A 17,254-nucleotide genomic window follows, 5' to 3' on the forward strand; every position below is an offset into this window, starting at 1 on the left:
CTTTCATAGTTGTTGGGGTTGGCTTCCCAACTGTGTACTATTTCAGGAGAGGACAAAATAAAAAATATCCACGTGGAGATTTGAGATTTTCCACGTGGATATTCGAGAAAGGAGAGAATCGGACGAATTTCCCTGTAAAGATATGTTATTAGAGATTAGAGGTTAGAAGTTAGAGATCGGAGGATTCCCTCCCCACAGGGCGACGTCTCTCTAATTTTCGTACCTTTGCGGGGTAGAGGCATGGGGCGGCCGCTTATATATAGTTATTGTATAGGTCTGCCGGTCATGCTCCTTAATTTACTGATCACGTAAACGTATTAATCCCTAGAATCGTTATGGACGACTCCTTACCGCCGAGTGAGCCTCGAAGTCTCTCGTGTAGACCTCCTCTACTGCGGAGCCTACGCCCTAGCGTCTGCCTAGGGTATCCCAACGCCTAGATCTACTTGACTAGGTACCGCATAGGAGCAGGAGGTCTCTTAAGTTTCACCCCCTACCAATTACCCCTTAAGAGCCATAGATATTATGCGGAAGTTTTACCTACCCAAGCAGCAGTTTGCTCAAGTCGACACCCTAGAGCCACACACGTGGGTCAAAGTGGTGCAGCCCACCTCGGAGGATATAGACTACCTCTGCGACGAACTGGGCATCCCCGACGGCTTCATCGGAGATACAGCGGATAGCGATGAGCGCCCTCGTACGGAGGAGGAGGACGGCTGGCGACTCACCATCATACGTATCCCGATCGAGACACCCGAGGGCACGACCCCTTACAACACGGTCCCCATCGGTGTCATCTCGCACCTTGAGAAGCAGCTCGTCGTCACCATCTGCTACCACCGCACGGACCTCATTCCCGACTTCATCCAGCACAATCAGCGCAAGGGTATCTCGGTCGATACGGATATAGACTTTATTCTCCGGCTCATCATGAGCTCAGCCGTATGGTTTCTCAAGTACTTGAAGCAGATCAGCTTCCTGATCCTAGAGACCGAGGAGGCTCTGGAGAAAAGCATCCGCAACGAAGACCTCCTACGGATGATGCGCTTGCAGAAGTGCTTGGTTTACTTCAACACCTCCATACGAGGCAATGAGTCGGTCATCGGACGCTTTAAGGTGAGCCACTATGAGCAGTATGATGCCGATCTGGCGGAGGACGTCGCTATCGAGCTCAACCAGGCGTACAATATGGTCAATGTGTACAGCGATGTAATGAACGGGACGATGGATGCCTTCGGCGGGATCATCAACAATAATATCAATACGATCATGCGCCGCATGACCAGTATCTCGATGATCCTGATGCTCCCGACGTTGGTCGCCTCACTATATGGTATGAACGTCGATCTGCCGTGGGCTGAGCATCCGTTGGCCTTTATAGGGATTATGGTGGTCTGCTTGATCTTCTCGGCGATCGCTTTCTGGCTCTTTAAGCGCATCCACTGGTTCTAGTTTCAGACGCTTTAGACGTTTATGCTACTAGATACGAGTAGTACACAGGTCTTTTATGCCTTTCTGATTACCCTCTGGGCGGGTCTCTCCACCGGCATCGGGAGTGCTCTGATCTTCTTTACCAAGCGCACCAACCGCATCTTCCTATCGGTCTCGCTGGGCTTCTCAGCGGGCGTGATGGTCTATGTCTCTTTTGTGGAGCTCTTTCGCTCTGCCGAGACGACGATGACGCCGTTTTATGGAGAGCGACTGGCGACGCTCTATGCTACGCTCGCTTTCTTTGCGGGGGTAGCGCTGATTGGTATCATTGACCGGCTGATCCCGGAGGCGGAAAACCCTCACGAGCTGCCCGACCAGAGTGCTGTGCGTAGCCTTCAGAATGAACCCGCCCAGACGACGACAGCGCACGAGCAGAGCCTGCTGCGTACTGGTATGGTAACAGCGATAGTCCTCGCTATCCACAACTTCCCCGAGGGTATGGTCACCTTTATGTCTGCGCTGACCGATCTCTCATTGGCACTGCCAATAGCTATCGCTATTGCGCTGCACAACATCCCGGAGGGTATCTCGGTGGCTATCCCTATCTACCATGCCACGGGCAATAAGCGCAAAGCCTTCTTTCTCTCGCTCTCATCGGGTCTAGCTGAGCCTATTGGCGGACTGCTGGGCTTCTTGCTCTTGCGCCCTTTCCTGACCCCGACGGTGATGGGCTGTTGCTTTGCGATGATTGCGGGCATTATGGTGTACATCTCCTTTGACGAGCTACTCCCTGCTGCGGAGCGGTTTGGTCACCACCATACGGCACTCTACGGGCTCATCGGGGGTATGGCCTTTATGGCACTCAGCCTGCTGCTGCTTTAGCTGTTGGCTGTTAGCGATTGGCTGTTGGCTGTTAGCTGGAGTGATCGGAGCTATCAGAGCTATCGGAGCCATCGGGACTCTAATCTCTAATCTCTAACCTCTAATTTCTAATCTCTAACTTCTAGCCTCTAATCTCGATGTGCTTGTTTTTGTGTACTTTTGTGCTAGTGGAGGCTGGCGCATAGTGTATCGGTCTCTGCGAGACAAAAAAGATAGATATAGAAATAGGTAGCATCAGATTATGTACAGAACGCATACGTGTGGAGCTCTGCGTGCCTCTGACGAGGGACAGCAGGTGACGCTCGCGGGTTGGGTCGCTAAGATTCGTCGCATGGGAGCTATGACCTTCCTCGACTTACGTGATAGATATGGCATTACGCAGATCTTCTTTGATGAGTCGCATCAGGGACTCCTCAGTGAGGTGGGGCGTGAGTGGGTGCTGGCGGTGACGGGTACCGTACGCCTGCGTAGCAGTGTCAATGAAAAGATCCCCACGGGACAGATCGAGATCCTCGCAGATCGTATGGAGGTACTGAATCGTGCCGACACGCCTCCCTTTACGATCGAAGATGTGAGTGACGGTGGCGATGACCTGCGTATGAAGTACCGCTACCTAGACCTGCGTCGTAGACCGGTGCTGAGCAATATAGAGCTACGTCACCGTATGACGATGGAGACGAGACGCTATCTCGACGGGCTCCACTTCCTAGAGATCGAGACGCCGATGCTGATCGGTTCGACACCCGAGGGTGCGCGAGACTTTGTGGTGCCTAGTCGTATGAACCCAGGGCAGTTTTACGCATTGCCTCAGTCGCCACAGACCTTCAAGCAGCTACTGATGGTCGCGGGCATGGATCGCTACTTCCAGATCGTGAAGTGCTTTAGAGATGAGGATCTACGTGCCGATCGTCAGCCAGAGTTTACGCAGATAGACTGCGAGATGAGCTTCGTGGAGCAGGACGACATTTTGAGCACCTTCGAGGGGCTGGCAAAGCATCTCTTTAAGGAGATCCGTGGCATTGACCTCCCCACGCCACTACGACGCATGACTTGGTACGAGGCTATGGATCGCTACGGTAGCGACAAGCCCGATCTGCGCTTCGGTATGGAGATCGCAGAGGTGACGGAGACGATACAGGGTCATGGCTTTGGCGTGGTTGATGACGCTAAGTACATCGGCGCTATTGTGGTCACGGGCAAGGCGGACTACACGCGTAAGCAGATCGACCAGCTGACCGACTTTGTCAAGCGCCCACAGGTGGGTGCCAAGGGGTTGCTCTGGCTACGCTATCAGCCTGATGGGACGATGAAGAGTAGCTTCGACAAGTTCCTCGATGCTGACCAACTCAAAGTACTGGCCGATAAGCTGTCTATGCAGCCTGGCGACATAGCCTTCCTGATCTCTGGGGACAAGCGTCCGGCACAGAAGCAGCTGGGCACGCTACGTCTACACATCGCCTCCGAGCTGGGTCTGATGCAGCCAGGGCACTATGAGTGCCTCTGGGTGGTCGACTTCCCGCTACTCGAGTGGGACGAGGAGACGCAGCGCTACTATGCGATGCACCACCCCTTTACGGCTCCAAAGCCTGAGGACCAAGATCGTCTCGAGAGCGACCCCGGTAGCGTCCGTGCGGATGCTTACGACATGGTGATCAACGGTGTCGAGGTGGGCGGTGGCTCTATCCGTATCCACGATGCGGAGCTACAGGCACGAGTCTTTGCGGTACTAGGCTTTACGAAGGAGCGTGCCGAGGAGCAGTTTGGCTTCTTGATGAATGCCTTTAAGTATGGCGCACCGCCTCACGGTGGTATCGCCTTCGGACTGGATCGCTGGGTGTCGCTCATGGCTGAGCTGGACTCGATACGTGACTGTATCGCCTTCCCGAAGAACAATTCGGGTCGTGATGTGATGATCGATGCGCCTGCACGACTAGATCCGGAGCAGCTTGACGAGCTACACCTGACGGTGCGGGAGACACTATAATATATAGGAGTCCTTATGGTCACGATAGGAGATGTAGTTCGTACGGTAGAGGCGTGCTATCCGCTGAGCTATCAGGAGAGCTACGACAACTCGGGTCTTCAGGTGGGTGACGTGACGCAACCGCTACGTGGCATCATGCTAGCTGTGGAGACGACCGAGGCGGTACTCGAGGAGTGCCTGCAGCGTGGGTGCAACCTGCTCATATCGCATCATCCGATCCTCTTTCGAGGACTTAAGCGGATCACGCCCGCGACTTATCAGGAGCGTTGCGTGGCTTTTGCCTTGAGAAACAATATCGCTATCTACGCTTGTCACACGTCGGCAGACAATGAGACGACGCAGGGGGTGAATCACTATCTGGCCAACCTGATCGGTCTCAAGCGTGAGGGTAGGCGACCAATGATGCCTCAGCGAGGCCGCTTTTACAAGCTGCAGACCTATATACCGCACAGTCACGCCGATGCGCTACGCACCGCATACGAGGAGGCGGGCATTGGCTCGCTGGGTGGCTACACAGGTTGTAGTTATAGTTGCTCGGGGGTAGGGCACTTCCGTCCAGGAGCTGAGACGCATCCGACCATTGGCACACATGGCGCCTTGGAGGCGGTCGAGGAGGAGATGATCTCGGTGCTCGTGCCACAGGAGCGACTCTCGCAAGCCCTCACGACACTCATAGCGACGCATCCCTATGAGGTGCCGGCCTACGAGGTGATCCCGATCGTGATGGATCACCCGACGAGTGGGCTAGGGGTCATAGGCGAACTGCCTAGTGCGCTGACGCCGCAGGAGCTGCTAGAGCAGCTAGCTACGCTGCCAGCCGTGGAGCGCATCGCCTATTCAAATCCCCCCACGCAGCCGGTCCGTCGCATAGCACTCTGTGGAGGCAGTGGCGGTGGTCACGAATTCATCGGAGAGGCTATGCGCTCAGGCGCAGAGGTCTATATCACAGGTGAGGCCAAGTACAACGACTATCTCGACGTGCAGGGGCGTCTCTGGCTGATCACGCTAGGGCACTTCGAGAGTGAGCACTGCACGCGCACGATGCTCTATGATGCATTGTCGGATAAATATCGTAACTTTGTCATCCATACGTCAGATGCTGACACCAATCCTATTCACTATTTCTAAGCAACACCATCTATGAGCATTAATACAACGACCCACGAAGTAGCCGAGCGTAGTATCCGGGAGAAGCTCATCGCCCTCAAGCGTCTACAGGAGACGCTCACCAGTATTGACAAGATCAAACTACTACGAGGCGAGCTACCCCAAGCTATCGAAGATCTAGCGGACGAAATCGAGGGACTGAAGACACGCTTAGAGAAGTACAACGCTGCTGCCAAAAAGCTCTCACAGTCGGTCAGTGGTGAGAATCAAAAGATCGCTGTGGCAAACGATAAGCTCGATGTGCTCAAGGAGCAGCTCAATGCGGTGAGCAACAACCGTGAGTATGAGCACCTGTCGCGCGAGATCGAGTTTCAAGAGCTTGAGATACAGCTAGCGCAGAAGCATATCCGTGAGTTCAATGCGGAGCTACAAGGTCGCAAGGATGACATCGCCAAGCTCCAAGAGCGCATCAAGGAGCGCGAGGAGGATCATCAGGCCAAGAGCGAGGAGCTAGAGCAGATCATTGCCGAGACCCGCATCGAGGAGGAGCAACTCCGTGATCGTGCCAACGAGCTGGAGGCGCAGATCGATGAGCGCATCCTCAAGGCATTCCAACGTCTACGCAAGGGCGCTTCCAATGGACTGGCTGTCGTGCCTGTAGAGCGTGAGGCGTGCGGTGGTTGCTTTAACCACATCCCGCCACAGCGTCAGCTAGAGGTCAAGCTACACAACAAGGTCATCGTCTGCGAGTACTGCGGACGTGTACTCATCGACCCAGACATCGAGGAGGAGCCAGTAGAGGAGACGACTGACACAAAGGCCGACACAAAGAAAAAGGAAACCAAGAAAACGACTGCTACTAAGAAGGCTGCTACTACTAAGAAGGCTGCTACTAAGAAGACGACTGCCTCTAAGAGTACCAAGAAGGCTGCCTCTAGCAAGGATCAAGCAGACAAGTAAGTCTCCACTTCTGGCGACTAGACGCTTCAGACGCTCTGTCGCCTGCTCTCTCCCTTTACGACATTCATTCCCTCGCATTGTGTCTCAGCGACGTACGCTACTCAATCATGCTTTGGTGCATCAGATGCGTCGCACGATCGAGCAGTATGAGCTGCTAGACCGAAAGAGCCAGCGGGTGGTCATCATAGCCCTCAGCGGAGGTGCCGACTCGACGGCACTTCTGTGGGGGCTTTCTCTTTTAGGGTACCGCTGTGTAGCGGCGCATTGCAACTTTCATCTGCGAGGCCCAGAGAGTGATCGTGACGAGGCGTTTGTCACAGAGCTTTGTGAGCAGCTCGGGGTGCCACTAGAGCGTGCCTCCTTTGACACTTATGGCTATGCGGCTACGCACAAAGGGGTGAGCGTAGAGATGGCAGCGCGGGAGCTGAGGTACGACTTCTTCGATGAGCTGTATGAGCGGTACGATGCGCAGAGCATTGCTCTCGGGCATCACCTGGAGGACAATGTGGAGCAGCTCCTGATCAACCTCTCCCAAGGGGCGGGCGTACGAGGACTGCGGGGTATGCTCCCTATTCGTGAGGAGGGGAAGTATATTCGTCCGCTCATAGACACGCCGCCTCGACTTATCTATGACTTCTTGCGCATTGCCGAGCAGCCTTTTGTGACAGACTCGACGAATGCGGACACAACCATACGGCGCAACTTCGTCCGGCACACGTTGCGTCCGCTCTTTGACCAGCTCAACCCCTCCTTTGATCAAGCAGTCGCCTCGACGATTCACATCTTGCGAGACTTGGAGCAGCTGCAAGACTATTATATAAGGAGTACACTCCCCACAGACGCCAAACAGCCGCTAGAGATCGCATGGCTCCGTCAGCAGATAGCACCGCTCGTCCTCCTCTATAGTCACTTCGCAGCGATTGACTGCGACCGCTTGGTGCTACAGCAACTCCTGATGGACTGCACAAAGTCTGAACGTGCCGACAGCTATGCTCGCTATGAGGGTCGCGGGGGGATCATCGAGCGTTATCGTGGCTATCTGATAGGTACGACCAGTGAGACCCTGGCGCGTTTGGAGCAAGCGGCCAACTTTTGTCTAGAGCTGCCGGCTATCGAGAGCTGGCAAGCGGGAGCTGTGCTAGATCACCCGCTAGGATCGATAACGATAGCGGTACACGACTCTTCGGAGACGCCACCGCCTGCGATTAGGACGCTCACGCCTTACAGCTATTTGGTCGACTACGACCAGCTCCGAGTTGCAACGCCTTCGCTACAGTTTAGAGCCTCTACCGATGGCGAGCAATGGATCGCACCGCTGGGCATGAAAGGACGCAAGCCTCTAGCGAAGCTCCTACGCGACGCTAAGGTGCTCCCCTCACGCAGGCCAGCTACGGCGCAACTCATCGACAATCATACGGGCGCCACGCTGTGGCTCGTTGGTGTGTGTCGCAGTGCTGACTACCAGCTCACGCCACAGACTCGTCGCTGGGCGGAGATCACCTTCTCGACTACATTATCAGATCCCTTTGAGGAATATACGAAGCCACATACAGTAGCTCATTAGCCGTTTATTTTGTACTTTTACAGCTAGAATCGACTTATAAAGCATGACGAAGACCTTTCCCATGATCGCCAAGACGCTCCCTGGGCTGGAGCCAGTATTGGAACAAGAACTGACAGCCCTCGGTGCAGACAATATACAGATAGGACGTCGCATGGTCTCTTACGAAGGAGATCTCAAGATGCTCTACAAGTCCAATCTGTACCTCCGCACAGCTCTTAAGGTGCTGAGACCCATCTATGAGTTTGACGCGGAGGATATAGACATCCTCTACACGACGCTGCTAAACTTCGACTGGAGCCAATGGCTTACGGCCGATATGACCTTTGCGGTCGATGCGGTGGTCTACTCATCGACCTTCAAGCATAGTCGCTACGTGGTCTATAAGACGAAAGATGCGATCGTCGATTACTTTAGAGAGCAAACGGGTGGCACGAAGCGCCCCTCGGTCAAGCTCTCCAATCCGCAGCTGATCTTCCACCTACACATTGCGGAGCAGCATGTGACGCTCTGTCTAGACTCTTCGGGTGAGAGCCTCCACAAGCGGGGCTATCGTATGGAGCAAGATCGTGCTCCTATCAACGAAGTGTTGGCGGCGGGCATCCTGCTCAAGGCGGGCTGGCACGGACAGTGCGATCTGATGGATCCTTTCTGTGGGTCAGGCACCTTCCTCGTGGAGGCTGCGCTGATCGCTACGGGTACGCCTCCAGGCATCTATCGTGAGAGCTACCCCTTCGAGCGGTGGCCAGACTTCGACAGTGAGCTTTGCAGTGAGGTGTACAATGACGACTCCTCGGAGCACTCCTTCGACTACCACATCTATGGTTCTGACCTCTCTCCTCAAGCCATTGCCAAGGCTAAGCGCAACGTCACCCGATCGGGTATGTCTCGCTACATAGATCTCTCGGTAGGCGACTTCGCTGATCAGCATCTGCCACACCCCGAGGCGGAGACAGATCCTAAGTGTCTGCTCGTGATGAACCCGCCTTACGGGGAGCGTCTCTCAGACTATGATCTCGAGCAACTCTATAGTATGATCGGTCGTACGCTCAAGTTCCAGTTCGCCGGAGCTCAGGCGTGGATCATCGCTCATCAGGCAGAGCACTTTCATGCGATCGGGCTCAAGCACGACTTGCGCGAGGAGCTCTACAATGGATCGCTGCCTTGCGAGTTGCGTGGCTATACACTCTTTGAGGGCAAGCACAAGGAGTACAAGGAGCAGATCGCTCAGCGTGAAGAGACTCCGCAGCGGAGAGAGCGTGGCGAAGCGTTTCACCGAGGCAAAGGGCAAGAGTCTCACAGACATCGGGCAGCCTACGACAAGCCGGCTTACAGCAAGGGACGTGGTGGCAAACCTTACGACAAGCCTTACGACAGGTCTGCGCATCGTGGCACACAGCGCACGAAAGGACCACACCCCGCTGGCTCCTCTAGCTCTGGCTATAAGGCCAATATCCAAACCTTCGGCAGCGACGAGACCTTCGTCCATGAAGCTGAACCAAACGACAACGAATAAGTAACATCTATCACGCCATACTGATCTATGAATAGCACATTGCGTCACTACGCCCTATGGCTCTTCGGAGCTCTTACGCTAACGCTCACACCACTCCTGCAGGGACAGACGAAGCAACGATTAGACCTTGAGACCGTCACTTATGGAGGCAAGACCTTTCGGTCAGACTTCTACCCGCAGCCTGTCTATGGGCTTGCTTGGCTACAGAGTGGCTACACCTACACAGTAGATGGTGGCGACTACCGGAGTCTACGGGTCTACACCCCGACGAGAGGACAGGAGCAGACCGTTCTCACGCAGGACGAGCTCGTTCAGCTCCTCAAGCCTTACGACAAAACCGACAAGCTCTATCCACTGGTTGCTTACGACTTTACCCCACAGTGCCACTACCTAGAGGTGGAGCTGTCCAAGGGACTATACCTAATAGATATAGAGCAAAAGCAGATCGTCGGATACTTCGCCACCGGTGAGATCGAAAAGCGCGCCTCACTCCTCAGTCCTAACGAACGCAATCTAGCGGTCAAGAGCGAGGAGGGTACGCTCCTGATCTACACCATACAGCCCGCAGGCAGCAAGCCTCAGGCTCCTACGCTAGTCGCTACGGACGAGGCGGAGGCTGCCGTCGTCTATGGCGAGTCTGTCCACCAGAACGAGTTCGGCATCGACGGGGGACTCTTCTGGAGTCCCGACAGTCGTCAGCTAGCTTTCTATCGTATGGATCAGTCGATGGTCGCACCTTATCCCATCGTCGATATGACACCGCACAAGGCGGTCGTCCAGCCCGTTCGCTACCCGATGGCAGGTACTCCTTCGCACCATGTGACGCTAGGCGTCTTTCATCTAGAGGATCAGCAGACCACTTACCTAGCGACAGGTGGTGACCCTGAGCATTACTTGACAAACGTGGCATGGCACCCCAACAGCAAGAAGGTTTACATAGCCGAGCTGAATAGAGGGCAAGACCATCTCTTTCTCAATGGTTACGATGCCCAGACAGGAGCGCACGTTGAGACGCTCTTTGAGGAAACCGATGCGCACTATGTCGAGCCTCAGCGCCCGATGATGTTTGTCCCTGGGAGCCGAGGCGAGCAGTTCGTCTGGGAGTCTCGTCGTGAGGGCTACCGCCAGCTCTATCTCTATAGCAGCACGGGCAAGTTGATCCGCAAGCTCACCGACATGGAGGGCGAGGTGACCGACATCTACGGCTTTGACCCCAAGGGTGAGCGCATATACTACCAGGCTGCGTACCCCTCACCGCTCGAGCGACACATCTTCGCGAGCGACCTCAAGCGAGGACGTACCATACAGCTGAGCAAGGTTGCCGGGACGCACGAAGCGATCTTTAGCCCCGACAAGCAGTACTATATAGACCAGCTGCAGAGTGCTACCATCGCACGCTCTGTCATGCTTCACGACAATAACGGGCTGCAGCTCCGCCAGATACATCAAGCACCTGATCCGTGGGTTAAGCTTGATATGCCCAACATCACTGTCGGCACACTCCTAGCGGCTGATGGTAAGACCGAGCTTTACTACCGTCTCATCACGCCGTCTAACTTTGACGAGATGAAGGAGTACCCCGCCATCGTCTACGTCTATGGTGGCCCACATGCTCAGCTAGTCACCAATACGCCACAGTGGGGTGCCTCGGGCTGGGATCTTTACATGGCACAGCAAGGGTACATCATCTTTACGGTCGATAATCGTGGTAGTGCCGAGCGAGGAGCTGCCTTCGAGCAGGTCATCCATCGTCAGGTTGGTACAGCCGAGATGGCCGATCAGATGAAGGGTGTCGAGTATCTCAAGAGCCTGCCCTATGTAGATCGCAACCGCATCGGCGTGTACGGGTGGAGCTTCGGAGGCTTTATGACTACCAACCTGATGCTCACGCACCCCGAGACCTTTAAGGTGGGTGTCGCTGGCGGTCCCGTCATGGACTGGTCTCGCTACGAGATTATGTATGGCGAGCGGTACAATGACTCGCCTCAGGACAATGCCGAGGGCTATCAGCAAAACAATCTCATCGAGCGTGCCAAAGACCTTAAGGGGCGTCTTCTCCTCATCCACGGCACCTCTGACAATGTGGTCGTCTGGCAGCATGCGCAAGCCTTTGTCAAGGCGTGCGTAGATGCACAGACCTATCCCGACCTCTACTACTATCCAGGGCACAAGCACAACGTCATCGGTCCCGACCGCGTGCACCTCAACTATGTCATAACCCGTTACTTCCTAGAACACCTATGAGCCTTATCTATCCCAACACAAAGCAAGACGAGAAGAAGTCTACAGACGCTGAATTTATGAAGTACGCTAAGATCGAAATGGTAAAAGCTCCTCAGACCGTCCTCCTCCTCGGTAGCGGCGGGCGTGAGTGCGCTATGGCAGCAGCCATAGCTGAGAGCAAGCTACTCAGGAAGCTCTACATAGCTCCAGGCAATGCGGGTACTGCTGCTTATGGCACTAATGTCTCAGACCTCAACCCCGCCAAGCATGAGGCGGTGAGCGAGTTCATTGCCACGCATGGGGTCACGCTCCTCGTCTGTGGGCCCGAGGCTCCGCTCGTCGATGGGCTCGTCGACTACCTGCAGGAAGATGCTCGCCATCCCGACCTGCTCATCGTTGGCCCCAACAAGGCGGGTGCTCATCTCGAGGGTAGCAAGGAGTACAGCAAGGAGTTCATGCGTCGTCACAGCATACCGACGGCCAGCTACGAGACCTTCGGACCTCAAGATGTAGAGGAGGCGGAGGAGTTTCTCGATCAGCTCTCCGCACCCTTTGTCCTCAAGGCTGACGGCTTAGCCGCTGGCAAGGGAGTCCTCATCTGCCAAGATCGTAAAGAAGCGGAGGAGGGGCTAGGCCAACTCTTCAACGGTATGTTTGGGAGTCGTGGTCAGCGCATCGTCATCGAGGAGTTTCTCGAGGGTATCGAGTGCTCCGTCTTTGTCGCTACCGATGGCACCGACTACTGCGTTCTGCCCGTTGCCAAGGACTACAAGCGTGTCGGCGATGGAGACACAGGTCCCAACACAGGCGGCATGGGAGCCGTTAGTCCCGTACCTTTTGCCGATGAAGCCTTCATGCAGCGTGTTGAGGAGCGCATCATACGTCCTACGCTAGAGGGCTTGCAAGAGGAGGGCATACAGTATGTCGGTTTCCTCTTCATCGGACTGATGAATGTAGCGGGCGACCCCTATGTCATCGAGTACAACTGCCGTCTAGGCGATCCCGAGACCGAGGTGGTACTGCCACGTATCGAGAGCGACTTCCTCGAGCTACTCATCGCCATGGCGACAGGTCAGGTAGCGGGCTACGATCTAGAGATCTCTCCCGATGTAGCTATGACGCTCGTCCTCGTCTCCAAGGGGTACCCTGGGCATTACGACAAGGGCTTCCCGATCCAGCTTCCTGATCCAGCTGAGGGCATACGTATCTATCACTCAGGCACGGCACTTGACGAAGAGGGGCATGTGGTGACCAATGGGGGACGCGTCCTCGCCATCACGGCACGAGGCACCACTATCCAGGCAGCTCAAGAGGCGTGCTATCGCACCGCACCGCAGATTCTCTACGAGGGTAAGAATTACCGCCACGACATAGGTAACGATCTCTTGTAGAGCCGTAGACATAAGAGACTGTTGCAAAAGTCAACAGTCTCATAAGTCAATAACCTCAAGACAGCAAAGGGGGGAGTAGGAAAATCAGTCCTACTCCCCCCTTTTTTATTGTTGAAGCTTTGCACTCCTCTCTAGGGAAAGTAATCTCTACCCTAGAGAAGTGTGTCACGATAGTGCTAAAGGGCTACTTGCACACCTTGAGTACTAGTCTCGTCTGTGTCGTGCTGCCCTCTAGGATGATTAGATAGCTTCCTGACGGCATCGCTGTGTGGTCTATCGCCATGGTCGTATCAGCGATAGGATACTCAGCCAGTGTGCGGAGCGTCAAGTCTACTACCCGAGCGGTCTGATAGCTAGAGGGTATACTAGATAGTCTCCAGGAGCTTCCGTCCACGGCTAGCTCTATGCGCTCTGTCGGGATGGCATCGATGGCAGTGTCCTCTGCGATCTTGAAGCCTCGCCAGATAGGAGACTGCTCATAGTCAGCCTTGCTCCCCTTGGGGACGATCAGTTCGCACTGACTCCGGTCTACCCCCTCAAAGGGATCATTGTCGTATGTGGACTGTGGAGGAGTGGTCGTCAACATCGTCAGTCGCTTGAGACTCTTACAGCCACCGAAGGGTGTGTTGCCAAGTATGCTAAGATGCTCGGGGAAGGTGACCTCAGCCAGCTTCGGTGCAAACCAAAAGGCAAAGTCCTCGATCGTTTGAGTCTTGTCATGCAGTCTCAGTGCAGTTTCGGCGCGACCTGCAGGGTAAGCGTAGAGGGTAACGAAGTCCTTGCTGTATAGGACACCATCCTGTGTGGCAAAGGTCGTATTGTCGTCGCTTACGACAAACTCCTTGAGCTTTAAGCAGCCGAGGAAGGGGTTTTGACCCCATAGTGGTGCCGCAGCACCGATGGTCACACGCTCTAGGTTCGTCGACTCAGCAAACGCAGCATAGTCTAGCTGCTCGAGAGAGCTGGGTAGCTCGAGCTGCTGGAGTGCATGGCAGTGCCAGAAGGCCTTCTCACCAATGTGTGTCAGCCCTGAGCCAAACTTGATGGAGGCTATAGACTCGCACTCTTGGAAGGCTCCCATCGCTATCTCTTGTAGTGAGTTGGGTAGCTCCAGCTGCTTGAGGCTTCGGCAGTTTTTGAAAGCATCTAGACCGATCGTCTTCAACCCCTCAGAGAAGTGTACCGTGTGCAGGAGGTTGTTGTCCTGAAAAGCGGTCTCTTCGATGTGCTCCACATCGGCAGGTATCGTCACCTCTAGGAGGGCACGGCAGCCATCGAAGCAGGAGGCGGGGATTGTCTTGATTCCGTTAGGTATCGTGACGCTCTGCAGAGCCTCGGCACCTAGGAATGCCTCTGGCTCGAAGGCGTCCATCCGACTAGGTAGCTGAACCTTTGTGAGGCTTGTAGCATTGTCAAAGAGTCGCTTGTTGAGCACCTTGACACCCTCTTGGATAGTCACCTCCTTGAGGTTAGCACAGTAGGTGAAAGCGTAGCCCCCGAGATACTCCAGGTCACGTGGCAAGGTAATCTGCTCGAGAGCGTTGCACACCCCAAAGGCGGTACTATTGATACGTGTTACCTCATCAGGGATAGAGAGCTTCTGTAGCTTGATACACTTCCAGAAGGCTCCGATGCCTATCTCTCGTATATTCTTAGGTAGTACAAGCTCTTCGATAGAGCAGCAGTGGTAGAAGAGCTTGTCCGGTAGGAGCGTCTCCTGCCCCTCTGGTACGACATACTCTCTCATCGAGCCTTGGTCATCAACCTTGATGTAGTAGACGCCACCAGGTACGATGCGAGCCTCCGAGAGGTCTAGCTTGCGGATACGCGCGTGGGGAACCTCTGCGGCATACTCATCAGAGCCACAGAACTGGCGGATAACCCTTAGGTCACTACCGTTTAGCTCGCCCTTGATCTTGATAGAGGTAGCTGACTCCCACATCTCTACGGGACCATCCTCTTGGAGTCGTCCAGCGACGTTGGTATAGACTACGTCAAAGGCGTCGTCACCCTCTTCGGAGCAGCCAGACCCGTCACCCTCGACAGACACCATCCACCCCTTTTGTACAGCTATTTGAGTCTTGCTCTTGGGAGCTGCAGGAGTGCCGTTAAAGAGCATACACCCGCCGAGGTCGTTCTTTGAGTCTTCGTCACGACGCTCTCTCAGCGATCTGTATAGCGCATTGAGTGCGCAAGCATCGAGTGCTGTGCCATCGATCTTGACAAAGTAGATATTGTAGGCATTAGGTAGCGTGAGAGCCGTGATAGGGTTGTCACTCACGGTGAGGCTCTTGAGTGCAAAGAGCTGTGTGACTGCCGAGAGGTCCTTGATCTGATTCTTAGGACAGGAGAGCACCTCTAGCCCATAAGCACTAGAGAGGTCTAGCGCAGTCAGCTCGTTGTCGCCACAGGTGAGAGTCTTGAGTCTATAAAGCTGATTGAGACCGGGTATCTCTTTGAGTGCACACTGGCTCACATCGAGCGTCTGAATGCTTGGTGAGAGCTGGAGTGTCTCTAGTGTAGGATTGACCGAGCAGTCTAGGGAGGTGAGTGCATAGCAGCCGCTTAGATCGATCTTCTTGAGCTTGTTGGAGTAGCAGGCTACATCTTTGAGTCGCTTCATGTTGGAGCAGTTGAGCTCGGTCAGGCTGTTGTTATTGCAAGCCAGCACCTCAAGATTAGGACAGCCTGAGAGGTCTAACTGTGTGAAGGCACATCCCTGACAGTCGAGGAACTTGAGCTTATCTAGTCCCGTGAGGTTGAGCTCCGAGAGTGACTCGCTATAGCTCACCATCAGGGTCTCTAGGAGTGGCGAGCCTGATAGGTCTAGCTTCGTGAGTCCGATATAAGGTAGGATGACCGTCTGTAGCTTGCTCGGTGAGGGTAGTGTGAGCTGGGTGATGACTCCCATGAAGCTCTTGCCAGCAACTAGATAGGTGAGCTCGAGGTTTTGAGATAGATCTAGCTCTGTCAGAGCCAGTCCCGATAGGTCGAGGTACTCCAAGCGTGGCATACCCTTGAGGTTTACCGAAGAGATAAAGGGACAGGTACTCAGGTCAAGCTTCTTCAGCTGTGGAGCTTGCTGCGGCAGTGCTAGGGTGCGAAGCTTATTATTGTTGGTACAGACGACGCTGTCTAGCTGCGCGCAGTGTGACAAGTCGAGCGACTTGACAGGAGAGTCTTGTAGCAAGAGGTAGCGCAGCTCTGTGCTTTTCGTCAGATCCAGCTCCTCGTGAAAGTTCTTGCGAGAGATAAGGTCTGTCAGCTGGGGCATTTGCGACACATCGAGCTTGAGGAGGTTATTGCCCGAGCACTCTAAGACAGCGACATCACCCTCTATGGTGAGCGTGCGGTCTATCAGTTGGTCCTTGATAGCCGTTGCTTTGTTTTTGTAGAGATCTCTTGTCTCAGAGGTGCCATCGCCCCAGACGAACTTGACGGTTCCGTCTTGTCGTCCCATGAGTAGTAGCTTGTACTCAGATCCGACCTGCCCAGCGAAGGTCATGGAGATGCGCCCTTCCTGAGCGAAGGCTGAGCTAATCCCGGCCTCAGCACAAAGCAGCAAGGCGAGAAGCGCGATACAACGCGTAATGAGTTTATTCATACTAATAGTAGTTTTGGATGTGACTGTCCCGAGCTGTGTTAGCTTGAAAAAGAGTTGCAAGGGAAATTTCGATCGCAAATATAATAAAATGTTTTTAAGTGGGCTCTTTTGCTCCTATATCTAGACGGCCTTGTATCAAATGCAATGCGATTAGGATATTACGATCTGGCTTATTTCCTGACGAATGCGCTTTTCGATCCGATTCCTACGTGGAGAATCGAAAATAGCCTCGTGGAAAATTCCAGATCTTCTGCCACTATGTTGAGACTGTTGCAAAAGTCAACAGTCTCATGTTGTGATTGCTTATTATCATGTGATCTTCCTCGGCCAGTGCTGACGATTCATATACAATGAACTCATCGATCTTCCCACTCCTCGCTTGTCGCTCATGTGAACCTTCCGACAGAGCGATTATAATGCATCACCCTGGCTGGGCAAATTCGACGCCGGCTCGTTACGATAATTTAGAACTGACTACATATCAAAACGGTGTCGTGTCGGGGAAAAGTGATTTCCACGTGGATATTTTGAAATCTCCACGTGGAGAATTTTTATTTCCCAGGTAGGAAATAAAAAATTCCTCGGAGGAATCAAA

Annotated in this window: 10 protein-coding genes; 9 read left to right on the plus strand and 1 reads right to left on the minus strand. The window is 54.2% G+C overall.

All coding sequences use genetic code 11. The features are described 5' to 3' along the window. Positions 1-525: 525 nt before the first annotated feature. The 9 genes from RDM37_RS07560 (at position 526) to purD (ending at position 13,055) form a co-directional block, all read left to right on the plus strand. On the plus strand, positions 526-1,452 hold the full coding sequence (locus RDM37_RS07560) for a magnesium transporter CorA family protein (RefSeq protein ID WP_308556401.1): 927 nt from the start codon (positions 526-528) through the stop codon (positions 1,450-1,452). Between the two features lie 21 nt (positions 1,453-1,473). After that, complete coding sequence (gene zupT / locus RDM37_RS07565) at positions 1,474-2,313, plus strand: zinc transporter ZupT (RefSeq protein ID WP_299366675.1); 840 nt, start codon at positions 1,474-1,476, stop codon at positions 2,311-2,313. Between the two features lie 241 nt (positions 2,314-2,554). Continuing rightward, positions 2,555-4,297 (plus strand): aspartate--tRNA ligase, encoded by a 1,743-nt coding sequence (gene aspS, locus RDM37_RS07570; RefSeq protein WP_308556403.1) that lies wholly within the window; start codon positions 2,555-2,557, stop codon positions 4,295-4,297. Between the two features lie 15 nt (positions 4,298-4,312). Continuing rightward, positions 4,313-5,425 carry a Nif3-like dinuclear metal center hexameric protein gene (locus tag RDM37_RS07575; protein WP_308556405.1) on the plus strand — a complete coding sequence of 371 codons (1,113 nt, stop codon included), beginning with the start codon at positions 4,313-4,315 and terminating at the stop codon, positions 5,423-5,425. A 12-nt stretch (positions 5,426-5,437) separates the two neighbouring features. Then, positions 5,438-6,364, plus strand: coding sequence for a C4-type zinc ribbon domain-containing protein (locus RDM37_RS07580; protein WP_308556407.1), 927 nt, complete (start codon positions 5,438-5,440; stop codon positions 6,362-6,364). A gap of 79 nt (positions 6,365-6,443) precedes the next feature. Next, positions 6,444-7,928, plus strand: a complete 1,485-nt coding sequence (gene tilS / locus RDM37_RS07585; protein ID WP_308556410.1) for a tRNA lysidine(34) synthetase TilS — start codon at positions 6,444-6,446, stop codon at positions 7,926-7,928. Between the two features lie 43 nt (positions 7,929-7,971). Beyond that, complete coding sequence (locus tag RDM37_RS07590; protein WP_308556412.1) at positions 7,972-9,441, plus strand: THUMP domain-containing protein; 1,470 nt, start codon at positions 7,972-7,974, stop codon at positions 9,439-9,441. 27 nt (positions 9,442-9,468) lie between these two features. Continuing rightward, positions 9,469-11,685, plus strand: coding sequence for a DPP IV N-terminal domain-containing protein (locus RDM37_RS07595; RefSeq protein ID WP_308556414.1), 2,217 nt, complete (start codon positions 9,469-9,471; stop codon positions 11,683-11,685). Further along, positions 11,682-13,055, plus strand: a complete 1,374-nt coding sequence (gene purD / locus RDM37_RS07600; RefSeq protein WP_299366690.1) for a phosphoribosylamine--glycine ligase — start codon at positions 11,682-11,684, stop codon at positions 13,053-13,055. The genes RDM37_RS07595 and purD overlap by 4 nt, the downstream gene beginning before the upstream one ends. A gap of 184 nt (positions 13,056-13,239) precedes the next feature. Here purD and RDM37_RS07605 read toward each other — a convergent pair whose 3' ends face one another. Next, positions 13,240-16,659 (minus strand): leucine-rich repeat protein, encoded by a 3,420-nt coding sequence (locus RDM37_RS07605; protein WP_308556416.1) that lies wholly within the window; start codon positions 16,657-16,659, stop codon positions 13,240-13,242. Positions 16,660-17,254: the final 595 nt, after the last annotated feature.

Source organism: uncultured Porphyromonas sp. (assembly GCF_902489635.1).
Classification (GTDB): domain Bacteria; phylum Bacteroidota; class Bacteroidia; order Bacteroidales; family Porphyromonadaceae; genus Porphyromonas.